This window comes from Streptomyces sp. NPDC045021 (assembly GCF_056432645.1).
Window position 1 is genome coordinate 158,601 of the sequence record NZ_JBWKIQ010000016.1, and the last position, 15,665, is coordinate 174,265.

Sequence of the window (15,665 nt, forward strand, 5' to 3'; positions counted from 1 at the left end):
GGTGCGAACGTAAGCGGCCTGGTGCGTAAGAAAAAACGGTGCTGGGGACGGATCCCGAAGATCCGTCCCCAGCACCGTACCGATCAATCGGTGATCAGCCCTGCTGGCGCTTGACCGCTGCCGCGACCAGACCCGCGAAGAGCGGGTGCGGGCGCGTCGGGCGGGACTTCAGCTCGGGGTGCGCCTGAGTGGCGACGAGGTACGGGTGCACCTCGCGCGGGTACTCGACGTACTCCACCAGCTTGTTGTCGGGCGAGGTTCCGGAGAAGACCAGTCCGGCCTTCTTCTCCAGCTCCGCCCGGTAGGAGTTGTTGACCTCGTAGCGGTGCCGGTGGCGCTCCTCGGCGTACGGCTCGCCGCCGTACACCTCGCGCACGATGGAGCCCTCGGCGAGCTTCGCCGGGTACAGGCCCAGCCGCATGGTGCCGCCCAGGTCGCCCTTGCCGTCGACGATGTCGAGCTGCTCGGCCATCGTCGAGATGACGGGGTGCGCGGTCGCGGGGTCGAACTCGGTGGAGTTCGCGTCCGGGATGCCGGCCAGCGAGCGGGCCGCCTCGATGACGACGCACTGCAGGCCCAGGCAGAGACCCAGCAGCGGGATCTTGTTCTCCCGGGCGTAGGTGATGGCCGAGACCTTGCCCTCGACGCCGCGGTCGCCGAAGCCACCGGGTACGCAGACCGCGTCGACGCCGGCGAGGTGCTTCTTGGCACCGGCCGGGGTCTTGCACTCGTCCGAGGTGACCCACTTGATGGTGACCTTGGCGTTGTTGGCGAAACCGCCGGCGCGCAGCGCCTCGGTCACCGACAGGTACGCGTCGGGCAGGTCGATGTACTTGCCGACGAGCGCGACCGTGACCTGGTGCGCGGGCTGGTGGACCCGCTTGAGCAGGTCGTCCCACTGGGTCCAGTCCACGTCGCGGAACGGCAGGTCCAACTTGCGGACGACGTATGCGTCCAGACCCTCGGTGTGCAGCACCTTGGGGATGTCGTAGATGGACGGGGCGTCGATCGCGGCGACGACCGCGTCCTCGTCCACGTCGCACATCAGCGAGATCTTGCGCTTGATGGCGTCCGGCACCGGGCGGTCGGCGCGCAGCACGATCGCGTCGGGCTGGATACCGATGCTGCGCAGCGCGGCGACCGAGTGCTGGGTCGGCTTGGTCTTCAGCTCGCCCGACGGGCCGATGTACGGCAGCAGCGAGATGTGGACGACGAAAACGTTGTCGCGGCCGACCTCGTGCCGGACCTGGCGGACCGACTCCAGGAAGGGCAGCGACTCGATGTCGCCGACGGTGCCGCCGACCTCGGTGATCACCACGTCCACGTCGTCGGTCGCCATCCGGCGGATCCGGGACTTGATCTCGTTGGTGATGTGCGGGATGACCTGGACGGTGTCGCCGAGGTACTCGCCGCGACGCTCCTTGGCGATGACCGTGGAGTAGATCTGGCCGGTGGTGACGTTGGCCGAACCGTCGAGGTTCACGTCCAGGAACCGCTCGTAGTGGCCGACGTCGAGGTCGGTCTCGGCGCCGTCGTCAGTGACGAAGACCTCACCGTGCTGGAACGGGTTCATCGTGCCCGGATCCACGTTGAGGTACGGGTCGAGCTTCTGCATGGTGACCCGGAGGCCGCGCGCCTTCAGCAGCGCACCGAGGCTGGAGGCCGTCAGCCCCTTCCCGAGGGAGGAGGCGACACCCCCGGTGACGAAGAGGTGCTTGGTCGTCGTGGATTTGGGCGCAATTGCCAAGAGGGGGCTCCCGTGGTCGCGAGGTGAGGGTCGGGACGGCACGGAATCGGGGGGAGTGCCGTCGCGGCGGTTCAGTGGTTCAGCCCACCGGCCCACGGGCTACCAGGGTATCAGCGACCGTGGGCGGCTGCGTCCGGCGGCGACGTCACTAGCCCGCTTTTAGCAGCTCGCAAGGGGACTAATGGCATGCTCGGGCATGAGCGGAACAAGTGCACCCGACCGGCCCAGTGAAGACAACCGTCACGCGCGCACCTCCCTCCCCGACGACGTATCCTGCTCGGACACATCGCTGCGAGCCGGCCGGCACGGCACCAACCCCGCCCGCTCCCGGACCAAGAGCTCGTCGAAAATCCCCAGACCGCAAGACCGGCCCTCCGAGGCCGGCGCCGTCATTCGACTGGAGATGCAGGTGGCCGGGCGCATCGAGGATTACGCACTCATCGGCGATATGCAGACCGCTGCACTGGTCTGCCGGGACGGGACGGTCGACTGGCTGTGCCTGCCCCGGTTCGACTCCCCCGCGGTCTTCGCCGGCCTGCTCGGAACCGAGCAGCACGGATTCTGGAGGCTGGGCCCGGCCCACGCCGCCGGAGCCGGACCGCCCGCGGCGACACGACGGCGCTACCGCGGCGACTCCCTCGTGCTGGAATCCGAATGGGACACCCCGCGCGGCACGGTCCGGGTGATCGACTTCATGCCGCCGCGCGACGGCGCCCCGCAGGTGATCCGGATCGTGGAGGGCGTCAGCGGGCGGGTGCCGATGCGCTCCGCCCTGCGGATGCGCTTCTCCTACGGACAGATCGTGCCATGGGTGCACAAAGTCGGCGACCGCACGGTCGCGGTGGCCGGGCCCGACTCCGTCTGGCTGGACACCGAGGTCGACACGTACGGCAAGGACCTGACGACGTACGCGGACTTCACCGTCTCGCCCGGTGAGCGGGTGGCCTTCACCATCAGCTGGGAGCCCTCGCACCGCCCGCCGCCGTCGCTGCCGGAGCCGGAGGCCTCGCTGGAGTCCACCGAGCAGTTCTGGCAGGACTGGGTCGACCAGTGCACGTACCACGGCCCCTACCGGGACGCCGTGGTCCGCTCGCTGATCACCCTCAAGGGCCTCACGTACGGGCCCACCGGCGGCATCGTGGCCGCGCCGACCACCTCGCTGCCCGAGGACATCGGCGGGGTCCGCAACTGGGACTACCGCTTCACCTGGCTGCGCGACGCGGCGATCACGCTCTCCTCGCTGCTGCGCACCGGCTACCGGGACGAGGCGCGGGCCTGGCGCGAGTGGCTGCTGCGCGCGGTGGCCGGCGACCCGGAGAACCTGCAGATCATGTACGGCATCGCCGGCGAGCGCGAGCTCGGCGAGAACGAGCTGCACTGGCTGCCCGGCTACGAGGGCTCCACCCCGGTCCGGATCGGCAACGGCGCGGCCCACCAGCTGCAGCTGGACGTCTACGGCGAGGTCACCGAGGCCCTGCACCTGGCCCATATGACGGGGCTGGCGCGCAACGACTACGCGAGCCTGCTGCAGCTCAAGCTGATCCGCTATCTCGAATCGCACTGGAACGAGCCGGACGAGGGCATCTGGGAGGTGCGCGGCCCCCGCCGGCACTTCGTGCACTCCAAGGTGATGACCTGGGTCGCGGTGGACCGCACCGTCAAGCTCATCGAGTCGGGCGAGGCCGACGGCCCGCTGGAGCGCTGGCGCGAGCTGCGCGACGACATCCACCGGGACGTCTGCGAGAAGGGTTACGACAAGGAGCGCAACACCTTCACCCAGTCCTACGGCTCCCAGGAGCTGGACGCCTCGCTGCTGCTCATCCCGCAGATGGGCTTCCTGCCGCCGGACGACAAGCGCGTCATCGGCACCATCGAGGCGATCCAGCGCGAGCTGAGCACCGAGGACGGCTTCATCCTGCGCTACCCGACCAGCAGCGGCGACGAGAACCTCGACGGGCTGCCGGGCGACGAAGGGGCCTTCCTGGCCTGCTCGTTCTGGATGGCCGACGACCTGGCGATGATCGGCCGGGTGGACGAGGCCCGCCAGCTGTTCGAGAAGCTGCTGGCGCTCCGCAACGACCTGGGGCTGCTCGCCGAGGAGTGGGACCCGCGGCTCAAGCGCCAGGTCGGCAACTTCCCGCAGGCGTTCAGCCATGTGCCGCTCATCGACACGGCCCTGCGGCTGAGTGCCTGCGGAGCGTACGGCGGCGGCTGAGCCCGTACGGGCGGCGGGACCGAACGGTCCCGCCGCCCGTCGCCCGCCCGCCGCTCAGGGGTTCAGCGCTGCGCCAACTCGTCGTAGATGCTCAGCACCTGGGCGACCGTGTCGTCCTCGGTCGGCCAGGTGGCGGCCTGGGCCCGCCCGGCGGCGCCGAGCGCCAGCCGGCGCTCCGGATCGTCGAGCAGCCGGGCCACCATCCGGGCGAGCGCCACCGGATCGCCGAACGGCACCAGCTCCGCCGCGTCGCCGACGAGTTCGGGGATCCCGCCGACCGCGGTGGCGACCAGCGGCACACCCGCGTGCAGGGCCTCCTGCGCGATGAGGGCGCGCGCCTCCCAGCGGCTCGGCAGCACCACCACGTCGGCGGCGGCCAGCAATTCCCCGATGTCGTCCCTGCGGCCGATCAGCCGGACGGGCAGCCGCTCGGTGTCGATCCGCTGCTCCAGCGCGGCCCGCCGGGAACCCTCTCCCGCGACGACCAACAGCGGCCGGGGGTCGTGGTCCGCCAGCAGGCGGCAGGCGTCCAGCAGCAGGTCGTACCCCTTGTGCGGCTCCAGCCGGCCGACGGCCAGCACCAGCGGCCGGTCCACCGCCCCGAACTCGGCCCGCGTCTTCTGCCGCATCCGCTCGGCGTCCCCCGGCGGCTCCTGCGCCACGGCCCCGGGAACGGGCACCGCGACCGGCGCCAGCCGCGCGTCCCGGGCGCCCAGCGCCCTGGCCCGGTCCACCAGGTCGGACGAGGCCCCGAGCACCACGGCCGCGGCCCGCACCACCCGGCGTTCCAGCCAGCTCAGCAGCCGGGCCCTGGCTCCCTCGGCGAGGACCGCGCTGTGCCAGGTCACCACGAGCGGAGTGGGACGGCCGCTGATCGCCAGCGACGACAGCAACCCGGCGCGCAGCCCGTGCGCGTGCACGACATCGGCGTCCGCGCAGGCCACCCGCAGTTGCGCGATGACCGTCGCGTCGGACCTGGCCGCCCGGTGGGCGATCTCCACGGGCGCGAACCGGGCGCCGGTGCCCGCGAATCCGTAATCGTTTTCGGTGGCGGCCGGAGCGCACACCGTCACGCGTACACCGCGCGCGACGAGGCCACCCGCGAGCGAGCTGACGTGCGCGCCGGCGGGACCGCCCGCCCCGCCCAGCACGAGGACGGCGTGCAGCTGTCCCCGCACGGGGATCGGAGTGCTGCTCACCCGGGTACAGCTCCTGACTCGGCGTCGGACGACGGCTGTTGCGCCATACCCCAAGGATGCCAGGCCCGCACGGCATGCCGTGGGCACCGACGGCCTCCCGGCCCGGGTACGGGCGCCGTGGATCACTCGAACGAGTAGCGCTTACGCGCCGGGACGGCCGCGGCCTCAGCTGGTGGCGCGGGCCGCGGCCAGCAGCTCCTCGGCGTGGGCGCGGCCGAGTTCGGAATCCTCGAGCCCGGCGAGCATACGGGAGAGTTCGCGCACCCGGTCCTCGCCCTCGAGAACGGTGACACCGCTGCGGGTCACCGAACCGTCGTTCGTCTTCTCGACGAGCAGCTGCCGGTCGGCGAACGCCGCGACCTGCGGGAGGTGGGTGACCACGACGACCTGCGCGGTCCGCGCCAGCCGCGCCAGCCGGCGGCCCACCTCGACCGCGGCCTTGCCGCCGACACCCGCGTCGACCTCGTCGAAGAGATACGTCGGCACGGGATCGGAGCCGGCGAAGACGACCTCGACGGCGAGCATCACGCGGGAGAGTTCACCACCGGACGCGCCCTTGGCGATCGGCCGGGCCGGGGCTCCTGGGTGCGGGGCGAGCTGGAGCTCGACCTCGTCGGCGCCGGTCGCCCCGAAGGCGACGAGCTGCCCGCCGACCGGGATCCCCTCGGGATCGGCGGTCTGCCGGATCGCCACACCGACCCGCGCGTGCGGCATCGCCAGTTCCGCCAGCTCCGCGGTGACCGCGGCGGCGAAACGGTCCGCCGCCTCCGTACGGGCGTCGGTCAGCGCCTGCGCGAGGTCCCCGAGCTCGGCCCGCAGCGCGTCCCGTTCCCCGGCCAGCTCCGCGATCCGCTCGTCGTCGCCCTCCAGCTCACCGAGCCGGGCGGCGCTCTGCTCCGCCCAGGCCAGCACGCCGTCGATGTCCGACCCGTACTTGCGGGTCAGATGCGAGAGCACCGCACGCCGTTCCTCCACCGCGGCGAGCCGCAGCGGATCGGCGTCCAGGTCGTCCGCGTAGCCCGCGAGCTCCTGGGCGACGTCGCCGACGAGGATGCCGATCTCGCCGATGCGTTCGGCGAGCGCCGCGAGCGCCGGGTCATGGGCGCGGACGGCCTCCAGGGCGCGCTGGGCGCCGGAGACGAGGGTATTGGCGTCGTTGCCCTCGGGGTCCTCGGGATTGCCCGCGAGCGCGGCGTGCGCGACGGCCGCGGCGGAGGCCAGCGCCTCGGCGTGGCCCAGCCGCTCGGCCTCGGCGGCCAGTTCGGTGTCCTCGCCGGGCAGCGGCTCGGCGTCGGCGACCTCGCCGATCCCGAAGCGGATCAGATCCGCCTCCTGGGACCGCTCGCGGGCTCGGGTGGTCAGCTCGTCGAGCTCGCCCGCCACCTCCCGCAGCCGCCGGTACGCCGCCCCGTACTTCGCCAGCGGGACCGCGACGGCGTCGCCCGCGTACCGGTCCAGCGCCTCGCGCTGCCGGGCGGGACGCAGCAGGCCCTGCTGATCGGTCTGGCCGTGCACCGCCACCAGGTCGTCGGCGAGCTCGCCGAGCAGCCCGACCGGCACCGAGCGCCCGCCGACATGGGCCCGCGACCGCCCCTCGGCCGAGACGGTACGGCTGATCAGCAGCGCGCCGTCGTCGAGTTCCGCCCCCGCCTCCTCGGCGCGGACGGCGGCAGGCGAGTCCCGGCCGAGCGTGATCCGCCCCTCGACCACCGCCGCCTTCGCGCCGATCCGCACCAAAGCGGGATCGGCCCGACCGCCCAACAGCAGGCCGAGACTGGTGACGACCATGGTCTTGCCCGCGCCGGTCTCGCCGGTCACCGCGGTGAAACCGGGTGAAAACTCCACCACGGCATCCTCGATGACGCCCAGCGACCGGATCCGCATCTCCTCCAACACGGATACGACCATACGAGGTTTGCTGCCCGCCGCGCGACGGGCATCCGCCCCTGGCGCTCCCCGGTTACTGCGGGGCGCCCCGCCAGCCCGCGACCGGCAGGGCGAACTTCGCCACCAGACGGTCCGTGAAGGAGGCGTGATGCAGCCGGGCGAGGCGTACCGGCACCGCGCCCCGCCGTACCTCCACCCGGGCTCCTGCGGGCAGCTCCACGGTGCGCCGGCCGTCGCACCACAGCACGCCGTGCGGCGTCTTGGGCTGCACCTCGACGGCGAGAACCGAGCGCGGCGAGGTCACCAGCGGCCGCGCGAACAGCGCGTGCGCGCTGATCGGCACCATCAGCAGGGCCTCGACCTCGGGCCAGACCACCGGGCCGCCGGCCGAGAAGGCGTAGGCCGTAGATCCGGTCGGGGTCGCGCAGACCACGCCGTCGCCGCCGAATCGTGACACCGGACGTCCGTCGACCTCGGTCACGACCTCCAGCATCCGCTCCCGCGCCTGCTTCTCCACCGACGCCTCGTTGAGCGCCCAGTCGGTGTGCACCACATGTCCGTCGTTGCGGACGAGGACGTCGAGCGTCATCCGCTCCTCGACCTCGTACTGCTTGGTGACCACCCGGTCCACGACCTTGTCCAGGTCGTCCCGCTCCGCCTCGGCGAGGAACCCGACCCGCCCCAGGTTCACCCCGAGCATCGGCACACCGGACGCCCGCGCGAACTCCGCACCGCGCAGCAGCGTCCCGTCACCACCGAGGACGATGATCAGTTCGCAGCCCGCGACGGCCCCGGGGCCGCCCTCCGTCACCAGCTCCACCTCGGCGGGCAGCGGCAGCTCCGCGGCCAGGTCCGCGGCCTCCTCCGTCAGTACCCGCACTCCGATCCCGCAGCGCAGCAGGCCTAGTACGACCCGTTCCGCGCTGCGGATCGCCGCCGGGCGGCCGGTGTGGGTGAGCAGGAAGACGGTGCGTCCCTGAGGTTCGGCACGGTCCTGCGTTTCGGTGTTCGTGGTCAACGGGGCCCCTCCGCCACAGCACGGTCGACATCCGCCGGGTCCAGTTCTGGCGCACCGGCGCGCAGCCAAAGAAAGTACTCCACATTGCCGGAAGGTCCCGGCAGCGGACTTGCGGTGACACCCATGACGCCCAGCCCGAGCGCCGCGCCCTGCCCGGCGACCGTCCGCACGGTCTCGGCGCGCAGCTGCGTGCTGCGCACGACACCGCCGGTGCCGAGCCGCTCCTTGCCCACCTCGAACTGCGGCTTCACCATCAGAACGAGATCCGCGTCGGGGGCGGCGCACCGCACCAGCGCGGGCAGCACCAGACCGAGGGGGATGAACGACAGGTCGCCGACGATGAGGTCCGCGGGCTCGCCGTCGATGTGCTCCAGCGTCAGCTCGCGCACGTTGGTGCGGTCCTTGATGACGACCCGGTCGTCGCTCTGCAGCGACCAGGCCAGCTGGCCGTAGCCGACGTCGACGGCAACGACGCTGGCGGCGCCGTTGCGCAGCAGCACATCGGTGAAGCCTCCGGTGGAGGCCCCGGCGTCGAGCGCGCGCCGCCCCTCGACCTTCAGGCCGAGCGGGGTGAACGCGGCCAGGGCGCCGGCGAGCTTGTGGCCCCCGCGCGACACGTAGTCGGGTTCGTTGTCGTCCTTGGCCACCACCACGGCCGCGCTGGTCTCCACCTGGGTGGCGGCCTTGGTCGCGGTCGCGCCGCCGATGGTGACCCGCCCCGCGGCGATCAGCTGGCTGGCGTGCTCGCGCGAGCGCGCCAGGTTTCGGCGCACCAGCTCGGCGTCGAGTCGGCGTCGTGCCACGTACGGTTCAGCTCCTGTTGTCGTCGAGTGCGGTGAGCGCTTCGCGCAGCCCACGGTGCACATCCTCGTACACCTCGATGTGATCCGCGGTCGGCAGGTCGTCGGCGTCGCTCAGCCGCGTGATCAGCGCGTCCACGGCGGCCTGCCCGGTGGGCGCCGGCGCCAATCCCAGCGGGGCGATACCGGCCGCCGGCCCCTCCGCGGGCAGGGGCTCACTCATCGGAGACCGTCTTCTTCCTGGGGGCGGTCTTCTTGGCGGCGGCCTTCTTGGTGGGGGCGGCCTTCTTCGCGGGTGCGGTCTTCGTGGCGGGTTCGGTCTTCTTCGCGGCGGGGGCTTTCTTCGCCGGAGCGGTCTTCTTGGCCGCGGGGGTCTTGCCGGCCGCAGGTGTCTTGCCGGCCGGAGTCGCCTTCTTGGCCGCGGGGGCCTTCTTGGCGGGAGCCTTCTTCGCCGTCGGCTGCTGCGCGGCCGTCTTCTTCGCGGGTGCGGCCTTCTTGGCGGGAGGGGCGGCCTTCTTCGCCTTCGGCGGGGCCTTCCGCTCGGGCTGCTTCACCGGTTGGACGGGCTTCACGGGCTGGACGGGCTCTACGGGCTGCACGGGGCGCTTGGCGGCGGCCGGCCCGGAAGGAGCCTCCGGATCCACCGGGTAGATCCGATCGACCGACTCGACCGTCTCGAACGTCTTCACGGGATCCGCTGTCTCCACCGGTTCGACCGGATCGACCGCATCGACCGTGATCCGCTCGAAGAGCGGTGAACCGGTCTCGGCCGGAGCTGCCGCATACCCGGCGCCGTCCTCGTCCTCGTCCTCAAGGTTCCGTACGCGGCGCTCCAACGTCTCCAGGACCACGCCGACCTTCGTCACCTCGTCGGCGACGCGTCCGACCCGGCCCATCGCCTTCTCGACCTCTTCGCGGATCAGCCCGATCAGCAGATCGCGGTTGGCCCGTCCGGCCGCCATCAGCTCGTCCGCCAGCACCTGCACCTCCGGCGGAATGCTCTCGCCGATCTTGCGCTGGACGGCGTCGACATCTATCCCCGTCTGGTCGAGCAGCTCTCTGGCCACCCCCACCGCCCGCCGCCGGGTCGCCTCGGTCAGGCCGCCCGCGATCTGCAGACAGGTACGCAGCGCGTCCCGCATCGCCCTCACTCCTCGCCTCGCCATTGACGTATCCGCACCTGACGCTACCCGTACTGCCCCGCCCACGGCGTACGGTGCCCTGAGGTACCGTCGATCGGACGGACCACATGATCGTGGCGCGGGCTGCTCCGGCACCCGTACGCACCACCCGAACGGGAGACGCTCGACCGATGGCGACCATCGAGGAGTGCCGCAGCGCACTCGACCAGCTGTCGGAGAACCTTTCGCGGGCCAACGGCGACATTCGCAGCGCCACCTCCCTGGACCGGTCGCTGAGCTGCCACATCACCGACCTCGCCACGACCTTCGTCGGACGTCTGACGGACGGCCGGATCCATGACGTGACCACGGTGCCCGGGGCGCCCGCCGAGAAGGCCCAGATCCGGCTGACGATGGCCGGCGACGACCTCGTCGCCCTGGTCGGCGGCGAACTGAGCTTCGCCAAGGCGTGGGGCAGCGGCCGGGTCAAGCTGGAGGCCGGCCTGCGCGACCTGCTGCGGCTGCGCACGCTGCTCTAGGCCCTGTCCGACCGGCAGGCCGGCCGGCCGGCCGGTCATGAAAGGCCGGACGCAGAATCCCGACCGGACTCAGACCCCGGCCGGACTCAGAACCCCAGCCGGGCCAGTGCCTTCCCTGCGTCCAGCTCGCACGCTCCGCCGCCCGCCGCCGCCCAGGCGGCCGCGCACAGCGCCCGCAGGCCGTCGACGGCGTCACCTTCGCCCTCCACGGTGAGCGCGTCGCTGTTCGCCGAGGCCGTCCAGCCGCCGCACCGCGACCCGTCACCGTCCGTCGAGACGTCCGGCTGCGGCTCCAGCAGCCCGCGCAGATCGGCCGCCACGTACGTCGGTCGGTGCTTCGGCACGGCGGCCAGCAGCTGCGCCGCCGTCGTCACGCCCGTCAGCACCAGCAGCGAGTCCACGTCGGCGCCCGTCGCACCCTCGATGTCGGTGTCCAGCCGGTCGCCGACCACCAGCGGCCGCTTCGCGCCGGTCCGCAGGATCGTCTCGCGGTGCATCGGCGGCTGCGGCTTGCCCGCCACCTGCGGCTCGCCGCCGGTGGCGATCCGTACGACCTCCACGGCGGCGCCGTTGCCGGGCGCGATCCCGCGCGGGTTCGGAATCGTCAGGTCGGTGTTGGACGCGAACCACGGCACCCCGCGCGCCACCGCGAACGAGGCCTCCGCCAGCAGCGACCAGCGCAGCTCGGGATCGTAGCCCTGCACCACCGCCGCCGGATCCTCCTCCGCCGACGCGACCGGTTCGAGACCCCGCTCGCGCAGCGCCGTCTGCAGCCCCTCGCCGCCGATCGCCAGCACCCGTGAGCCCGCCGGCACCTGTTCGGAGATCAGCCGGGCGACCGCCTGCGCCGAGGTGATCACGTCATCCGCGTCCGCGGGCACACCGAGCTTCGTCAGATGCCCGGCCACCGTCTGCGGCGTGCGGGCCGCGTTGTTGGTGACGTACGCGAGGTGCAGCCCGTGCTCGCGCGCGGTGGCGAGCGACTCGACGGCGTGCGCGATGGCGTCACCACCGGCGTAGACGACCCCGTCGAGATCGAGCAGTGCGGTGTCGTACGCCGCGTCCAGTGCTCGGTCGCAGCCGCTCGGACTGGTCCGGTGGGTCATCGCGTGTCCGCTCCTCGTATGTCGTCCATCACCTTGATCATCCCCCATCGCCGCGGGCGACGTAGCATGCGCTGATGACCACTTCAGGACCCGCTCCCCACGGCTTGCGCCTCGCCCCCTTCCGCGGGCTCCGCTACGTGCCGGAGAGGGTGGGCAGCCTGGCCGCGGTCACCTCGCCACCGTACGACGTCGTGGTGCGCCCCGACGGGCAGCGTCATCTGGAGACCGCCGACCCGCACAACGTCGTCCGTCTCATCCTGCCCCACAACGCCGATCCCACCAGCCGCCACCGGCAGGCCGCCACGGCCCTCGCCCGGTGGCAGCACGAGGGCGTCCTCGCCCCCGACCCGGAACCCGGGCTGTACGTGTACGAGCAGCGTGACGGCGACCATCTGCAGCGAGGAATGATCGGCGTCCTGCGGCTCACGCCGCCGGAGGAGCGGATCGTGCTCCCGCACGAGGACGTCATGCCGGGGCCGGTGGCCGACCGCGCCGCCCTGATGCGCGCGACCGGCGCCAACCTGGAACCGCTGCTGCTCGCCTACCAAGGCGGCGGCTCCACCGCGGAGATCGTCGACCGCACGGCCGGCACCGAGCCGCTGCTCGCCACCACCACCGAGGACGGCATCCACCACAAGCTGTGGTCGATTACCGACCCGGGGACCATCGACGCGATCGACGCCGATCTGACACCCCGCCAGGCGCTCATCGCCGACGGCCACCACCGCTGGGCGACCTATCTGCGGCTGCAGGCCGAGCACTCCGGGCCGAGCCCCTGGGACCACGGTCTGGTGCTCCTCGTCGACACCGCCCACTACCCGCTGCGGGTCCGGGCCATCCACCGGGTACTGCCCCGGCTGCCCGTCGCCGACGCCGTCGAGGCCGCCCGGCACGTCTTCCGCGTCCGGGACGTCGACGGACCGCTGCCGGTGGCGCTGGACGCGCTGGCGGAGGCGGCGGCGGAGGGCAATGCCTTCCTGCTCGCGGGCGACGGCGGGTTCCGGCTGCTCGACCGGCCCGATCCCGTGCACATCGACCGGTCGGTACCGCACGACCAGCCGCGCGAATGGCGACAGCTCGACGCGACGGTCCTGCACAGCCTGCTCCTCGACGACATCTGGCAGGTGCCGGATGTCCCCGAGCACATCAGCTACCTGCACACGACGGAATCGGCCGTCGAGCAGGCGGAGCGGCACGGTGGCACCGCGGTGCTGATGCATCCCGTGGACGAGGCCGTGGTCCGCGAGCTGGCCCGGCAGGGTGTCACGATGCCCCGCAAGTCCACTTCCTTCGGACCGAAACCGGCCAGCGGCCTGGTCATGCGCAGTCTCGAACTCGGCTGAGCCACCTGCTCGGCGCGCAACGCGAAGAGGCGGCACCCGCGATGTCCGCGGGTGCCGCCTCTCACTTGCCTACCTGCTCACTTGCTCACTTCGGTGCTGTGCTCAGGCCTTGTCGGTGCCCGTGTCGGGCTCCTTGAAGGGCGAGTCCAGGAACGACGCCGGGTCGGCCTCGTCCGTGATGTCGACATCGGCGTCAGCGATCTCGACGTCGTCCTCGTCATCCTCTTCGGCGTCGTCGGCGTTGTCCTCGTCCTCGTCCTGGGACTCGGCTTCGGCCGGCTTGGCGGACTCCGCGGGCTCCTCGACGAGGGCGTCCACGAACTCGACACCGTCCAGCTCGGCGAGCCGGTCGGAGGCGTCCGTGCTGCCGCTCTGGTCCGCCTCCAGCGCCTTGGCGAACCACTCGCGCGCCTCGGCCTTGCGGTCCACGGCGAGCAGCGCGTCGGCGTACGCGTAACGCAGTCGCGCGGTCCACGGGTTCATGGCGTGCGCCGCCAGCTCGGGACCCTGCAGCGTCACCACCGCGGCCTCGGGCTGACCCATGTCCTGCCGGGCGCCCGCGGCGACGAGCCGCATCTCGACCTGGCCGGCCTTGTCCAGCTTCTGCACCTCCGGCGCACCCGCCATCGCCAGCGCGCGCTCCGGGCGGCCCATGCCGCGCTCGCAGTCCGCCATGACCGGCCACAGGTCCACGGAACCCGTCATCCGGCGCGTGGCGCGGAACTCGGCGAGCGCCTCGCCGTAGCGAGCGGTCGCGTACGAGGCGAAGCCGGCGGCCTCGCGCACGGCGGCGACGCGAGACGCGAGCCGCAGGGCGATCCGGGAGTACTCGTAGGCCGCCTCCGGGTCCTCGTCCAGCAGCTGCGCCACCATGACCAGGTTGCGTGCCACGTCGTCGGCGAGCGTCTTCGGCAGGCTCATCAGCTCCTGGCGCACGCTCGGGTCGATCTCCTGACCCGTGACATCGTCCGGGATCGGCAGCCGCTTGACCGGCTCCCGCTCCTCGCGGCGGTCCTCGCGCCCGGCGCTCTCGAACCGTCCACGGCTGTCGTCCGCCGGCCGGCGGCTCTGGCCCCGGTCGTCGTCACGGCGCGGCCCGCGCGGGGGCGCGTCGCGGCGGTCGTCCTGACGCGGGCCGCGCGGCGGGCCGTCACGGCGATCGTCGCGGGGACGGTCGCTGCTGGGACGGCTGCTGCTCGGCCGGTCGCTGCTGGGACGGTCACTGCCCGACCGCTCGTAACGCGGACGGTCCTCACGCGGACGGTCGCTGCTCGGCCGGTCGCTGCTCGGGCGGTCGTAGCGGGGACGGTCACCCTGGGGCCGGTCGTCACGGCGGAAGCTGCCACCACGGTCGTCCTGACGGGGGCCGCGCGGCGGGCCGTCGCGGCGGTCGTCACGGGGACGGTCGCTGCTCGGACGGTCGTAACGCGGACGGTCACCCTGCGGACGGTCGTCGCGACGGAAGCTGCCACCACGGTCGTCCTGACGGGGGCCGCGCGGCGGGCCGTCGCGGCGGTCGTCACGGGGACGGTCGCTGCTCGGACGGTCGCTGCTCGGACGGTCGTAGCGCGGGCGGTCGCCCTGGGGGCGGTCGTCACGGCGGAAGCCGCCGCGGTCGCCGCTCGGGGGGCCGGAACGCGGACGGTCACTGCCGGAGCGGTCGTCGCGGCGGAAGCTGCCACCACGGTCGTCCTGACGGGGGCCGCGGGGCGGGCCGTCACGGCGGTCGTCACGGGGACGGTCGCTGCTCGGACGGTCGTAGCGGGGACGGTCACCCTGCGGGCGGTCATCGCGACGGAAGCCGCCACGGTCGCCACTCGGGGGGCCGGAACGCGGACGGTCACTACCGGAACGGTCATCGCGACGGAAACTACCGCCACGGTCGTCCTGACGCGGGCCGCGCGGCGGACCGTCACGACGGTCACCGCTCGGGCGGTCGTAGCGGGGACGGTCGCCCTGGGGGCGGTCGTCACGACGGAAGCCGCCGCGGTCGCCGCTCGGGGGGCCGGAACGCGGACGGTCACTACCGGAACGGTCATCGCGACGGAAGCTGCCACCACGGTCGTCCTGACGCGGGCCGCGCGGCGGACCGTCACGACGGTCACCGCTCGGCGGGCCGGACCGGGGACGGTCACCCTGCGGACGGTCATCGCGACGGAAGCCACCACGGTCGCCGCTGGGGCGGTCGTCACGACGGAAACTGCCGCCGCGGTCGCCACTCGGACGATCGGTACGCGGGCGGTCCTCACGCGGACGGTCAGAGCGGGGACGGTCAGAGCTCGGACGGTCGGAACTCGGACGGTCGGTGCGGGGTCGGTCGTCACGACGGTCATCCCGGCGGAAACCGCCGGCCCGGTCACCATCGCGGCGCGGGCCGCCGGTGCGGAAACCGCCCCGGTCGCCACCGCTCTGTCGCGGCTCCCGGCGCTCAGGCCGATCCGACCGATCCTCGGGCGAGTTGGACATCGTCGTAACTCCTTGGTTCGTGCTGCTGTAGTGCCAGTCTCTCGTACCTGCCGAGTGACCGCGCACCGGTGGGGCAAAACAAAAAGACCCTCGGTCCCAGCGCAGAGGCCGGGACCGAGGGTCCATAAAGATTGTTCGGCGGCGTCCTACTCTCCCACAGGGTCCCCCCTGCAGTACCATCGGCGCTGAAAGGCTTAGCTTCCGGGTTCGGAATGTAACCGGGC

At 72.5% G+C, this 15,665-nt stretch carries 12 protein-coding genes and 1 rRNA gene; 3 read left to right on the forward strand and 10 right to left on the reverse strand.

Features of this window, described 5'->3' with window-relative positions:
* Positions 1 to 94 precede the first annotated feature (94 nt).
* Positions 95 to 1,747: a CTP synthase gene (locus AC07DC_RS35785; protein WP_478918734.1), complete on the reverse strand. Its 1,653-nt coding sequence runs from the start codon at positions 1,745 to 1,747 to the stop codon at positions 95 to 97.
* 409 nt (positions 1,748 to 2,156) lie between these two features.
* Here AC07DC_RS35785 and AC07DC_RS35790 point away from each other — a divergent pair, with 409 nt between their 5' ends.
* Complete coding sequence (locus AC07DC_RS35790; protein WP_478918764.1) at positions 2,157 to 3,962, forward strand: glycoside hydrolase family 15 protein; 1,806 nt, start codon at positions 2,157 to 2,159, stop codon at positions 3,960 to 3,962.
* Positions 3,963 to 4,024: 62 nt separating this feature from the next.
* Here AC07DC_RS35790 and AC07DC_RS35795 read toward each other — a convergent pair whose 3' ends face one another.
* From AC07DC_RS35795 to AC07DC_RS35820, 6 genes are all read right to left on the reverse strand, one after another.
* Positions 4,025 to 5,161, reverse strand: a complete 1,137-nt coding sequence (locus AC07DC_RS35795; RefSeq protein WP_478918736.1) for a glycosyltransferase family 4 protein — start codon at positions 5,159 to 5,161, stop codon at positions 4,025 to 4,027.
* A 165-nt stretch (positions 5,162 to 5,326) separates the two neighbouring features.
* Positions 5,327 to 7,069, reverse strand: a complete 1,743-nt coding sequence (gene recN, locus AC07DC_RS35800; RefSeq protein ID WP_478918737.1) for a DNA repair protein RecN — start codon at positions 7,067 to 7,069, stop codon at positions 5,327 to 5,329.
* Positions 7,070 to 7,121: 52 nt separating this feature from the next.
* Positions 7,122 to 8,066: an NAD kinase gene (locus AC07DC_RS35805; protein ID WP_478918739.1), complete on the reverse strand. Its 945-nt coding sequence runs from the start codon at positions 8,064 to 8,066 to the stop codon at positions 7,122 to 7,124.
* On the reverse strand, positions 8,063 to 8,869 hold the full coding sequence (locus AC07DC_RS35810) for a TlyA family RNA methyltransferase (protein ID WP_478918740.1): 807 nt from the start codon (positions 8,867 to 8,869) through the stop codon (positions 8,063 to 8,065). Before AC07DC_RS35810 ends, AC07DC_RS35805 begins: the two co-directional genes overlap by 4 nt.
* Positions 8,870 to 8,876: 7 nt before the next feature.
* Positions 8,877 to 9,089, reverse strand: coding sequence for a hypothetical protein (locus AC07DC_RS35815; RefSeq protein ID WP_478918741.1), 213 nt, complete (start codon positions 9,087 to 9,089; stop codon positions 8,877 to 8,879).
* Complete coding sequence (locus AC07DC_RS35820; protein WP_478918743.1) at positions 9,082 to 10,008, reverse strand: histone; 927 nt, start codon at positions 10,006 to 10,008, stop codon at positions 9,082 to 9,084. The genes AC07DC_RS35815 and AC07DC_RS35820 overlap by 8 nt, the downstream gene beginning before the upstream one ends.
* A gap of 170 nt (positions 10,009 to 10,178) precedes the next feature.
* Here AC07DC_RS35820 and AC07DC_RS35825 point away from each other — a divergent pair, with 170 nt between their 5' ends.
* Entirely contained in the window at positions 10,179 to 10,526 is a 348-nt protein-coding gene (locus AC07DC_RS35825) for a sterol-binding protein (RefSeq protein ID WP_478918744.1), read from the forward strand.
* A gap of 86 nt (positions 10,527 to 10,612) precedes the next feature.
* Here the strand turns inward: AC07DC_RS35825 and AC07DC_RS35830 are convergent, their stop codons facing one another.
* Positions 10,613 to 11,632, reverse strand: a complete 1,020-nt coding sequence (locus AC07DC_RS35830; RefSeq protein ID WP_478918746.1) for an HAD-IIA family hydrolase — start codon at positions 11,630 to 11,632, stop codon at positions 10,613 to 10,615.
* A 74-nt stretch (positions 11,633 to 11,706) separates the two neighbouring features.
* On the opposite strand from AC07DC_RS35830, the gene AC07DC_RS35835 reads away from it, so the two are divergent.
* Positions 11,707 to 12,975 carry a DUF1015 domain-containing protein gene (locus AC07DC_RS35835; protein WP_478918748.1) on the forward strand — a complete coding sequence of 423 codons (1,269 nt, stop codon included), beginning with the start codon at positions 11,707 to 11,709 and terminating at the stop codon, positions 12,973 to 12,975.
* A gap of 102 nt (positions 12,976 to 13,077) precedes the next feature.
* Here AC07DC_RS35835 and AC07DC_RS35840 read toward each other — a convergent pair whose 3' ends face one another.
* Complete coding sequence (locus tag AC07DC_RS35840; RefSeq protein WP_478918766.1) at positions 13,078 to 13,956, reverse strand: tetratricopeptide repeat protein; 879 nt, start codon at positions 13,954 to 13,956, stop codon at positions 13,078 to 13,080.
* Positions 13,957 to 15,574: 1,618 nt separating this feature from the next.
* A 5S ribosomal RNA gene (gene rrf, locus AC07DC_RS35845) occupies positions 15,575 to 15,665 on the reverse strand; the annotation flags it as partial.

Bases quoted from the DNA above. Each gene is read 5' to 3' on its own strand.
- recN (WP_478918737.1), bottom strand. From the start codon at position 7,069: ATGGTCGTATCCGTGTTGGAGGAGATGCGGATCCGGTCGCTGGGCGTC.
- AC07DC_RS35815 (WP_478918741.1), bottom strand. From the start codon at position 9,089: ATGAGTGAGCCCCTGCCCGCGGAGGGGCCGGCGGCCGGTATCGCCCCG.
- AC07DC_RS35820 (WP_478918743.1), bottom strand. From the start codon at position 10,008: ATGCGGGACGCGCTGCGTACCTGTCTGCAGATCGCGGGCGGCCTGACC.
- AC07DC_RS35825 (WP_478918744.1), top strand. From the start codon at position 10,179: ATGGCGACCATCGAGGAGTGCCGCAGCGCACTCGACCAGCTGTCGGAG.
- AC07DC_RS35830 (WP_478918746.1), bottom strand. From the start codon at position 11,632: ATGACCCACCGGACCAGTCCGAGCGGCTGCGACCGAGCACTGGACGCG.
- AC07DC_RS35835 (WP_478918748.1), top strand. From the start codon at position 11,707: ATGACCACTTCAGGACCCGCTCCCCACGGCTTGCGCCTCGCCCCCTTC.